The sequence below is a fragment of the Secundilactobacillus malefermentans DSM 5705 = KCTC 3548 genome, from assembly GCF_001436395.1.
GTDB lineage: Bacteria > Bacillota > Bacilli > Lactobacillales > Lactobacillaceae > Secundilactobacillus > Secundilactobacillus malefermentans.
This window is the reverse complement of the sequence record NZ_AZGJ01000095.1, coordinates 1-1837: the sequence shown is the minus strand read 5'-3', so window position 1 is coordinate 1837 and position 1837 is coordinate 1. Positions and strand designations below refer to the sequence as shown.

Here is a 1837-nt window from a genome sequence, read left to right as displayed (position 1 = left end):
GGATTAATTTTACAATCTACCATTTGACAACTACTAACTTGTACCACAAGAATCCTAGTTACTGTTCTAAATATGTTTACTTAGCTTATTGGTGGGGGACAAGTCATAAAGGAATGAAAGGTGGCCTTATGTGGGTATTCCCATTCTCAATGACAAATGTTTTTTCAGGGACTTACAAGCCAAGTTATATTTATAAACTAACAACAAAATGAAAAAGAGGTGTGGATTAGTTATGCTTAAAAAGATTGGGTACGTAATAGCTTTATTACTAGGGTTCTTTTTAATAGTTTGGCTAGCCATTTATTGGCAACATCGCACTTATTTTACTGGAGCCGTTCGAACGTACATGGTTGCCCAAAAGATTCCAAAAAATAGCATTAAAAATCAGAAAATAGTTTTTAATTGGGTCAATATGGGACAATGGGAGGAAGATGTTTCAATTCGCCACCAACACCATACCTATCAATATATTTATAATATGTCTTGGCAGGATAAAAGGGTGTCCCTAAGTATCTATGATCATCGGGAGGGTGTTAAAGATACTCTAGCTCCTTATCCACCCTTGGAGTATGATCGTTAATTTAATTTTTGCAAGCTTTAATATATTACAAAAACAATTTATAGGAGATAAATAAAAATTGTCATTAGCTGAATTGGGAAGCTTTGCGCTACTTATTTCATTGGTCTACTGGTGGTTTTTAATGTGGCATTCATTTAAACTAACCAGGAAAACGTTAGTAATTTTAAATACAGTTGGCACTGCCTTAATGACCATTTTGACGTGGCCCATCACCTATGGAATGTTACTGATTCCGATTTTAATTATTTACGCTGTATCGACTTTTATCATCTTTAAATTACCACTGTCAGCCAAATAGTATGAGAATTTTTTTGCTTCTTATAACTATCCAAGGCGGTAGGAAAATGGGCTCTTTGTCAACTATTTCTGGGTTAGATTCCTGATTGCTTGATGAAAGGAGTAGAAATACTACCAAAAACGCCACCAACTATTATTGACCTTGTTTTTAGATACTTTTTTTTGCCTATTATTATATTCAGCAACTCTATTTTCATTTTGCTTGTCGTTTTTATCCTTGCTGTGACGGGTATTGACATTATTCGACAAGACATCGTCCTTGTCGTTTGATTTTTGCTGTTGAGTTGCACTAGAAGAGTCAAGCAAGCCACTCAATTTACGAACGTGCTCTTTTAATCGATGGTTTTCTGAAACCGTTGCTATCTGTAATTTTTGTTGCTGATCTAAGGCCTGTTGTAAATTTGCAATTTGTTGATCTTTAACATCAAGTTGTTTTAGCAAGATATGATCAATATTTTTGTCCTTGTCGTTTTCAGCTTGCTGATTTGTTTGTCGTTCTTGTCGTTTTTGCTTGTCGAAATTAGCAAGCATTTTAACGCCTTGGTTGTCTATTTCTAGATGGTTTTTGACTTTATAAGTGTGTTTGCTTCGAAAGCCATTAATACTATTAATACGTTGGTTAATAGCTTGTTTTGATAATTTCAATTCTTCTGAAAGTTGTCGAATAGTCTTGCCCAATAGTTTCACCACCTAATTAATCCGCCTTAAATTATAAGTTAAAAACGACAAGAACACCAATCGACAAGCAAAGCTTAAACTTGGTTGTCGTTCTTGTCGTTTTTTAAAATAGGTATCAATCTTCAAGCTAAACTATAATTGATTTGGTTCTGGTTGTTGCCACCAATGAATGTTGCTTTAACGGCAAATATCCCGAATTAACAACAACTAAAGTTTGCATCTAGTTTTTTCCCTAATGGCTTGTTTTGATACACCAAACTCATCAGCAAGTTCTCTAATAGT

General features: G+C 34.3%; 3 protein-coding genes and 1 pseudogene. 3 read left to right on the top strand and 1 reads right to left on the bottom strand.

Features of this window, described 5'->3' with window-relative positions:
- The 3 genes and pseudogenes from FD44_RS10800 to FD44_RS09795 form a co-directional block, all read left to right on the top strand.
- Positions 1-212: pseudogene (locus FD44_RS10800) on the top strand (hypothetical protein); the annotation flags it as partial.
- Positions 213-232: 20 nt separating this feature from the next.
- Positions 233-580, top strand: a complete 348-nt coding sequence (locus FD44_RS09800; protein ID WP_010620858.1) for a DUF3139 domain-containing protein — start codon at positions 233-235, stop codon at positions 578-580.
- A gap of 58 nt (positions 581-638) precedes the next feature.
- Positions 639-878 (top strand): hypothetical protein, encoded by a 240-nt coding sequence (locus FD44_RS09795; RefSeq protein WP_010620857.1) that lies wholly within the window; start codon positions 639-641, stop codon positions 876-878.
- Between the two features lie 110 nt (positions 879-988).
- On the opposite strand, the gene FD44_RS09790 is transcribed toward FD44_RS09795, so the two are convergent.
- Positions 989-1555, bottom strand: a complete 567-nt coding sequence (locus tag FD44_RS09790; RefSeq protein WP_010620856.1) for a DUF536 domain-containing protein — start codon at positions 1553-1555, stop codon at positions 989-991.
- Positions 1556-1837: the final 282 nt, after the last annotated feature.

Coding starts and splice junctions, on each gene's coding strand:
- FD44_RS09800 (WP_010620858.1), top strand. CDS start 233: ATGCTTAAAAAGATTGGGTACGTAATAGCTTTATTACTAGGGTTCTTT.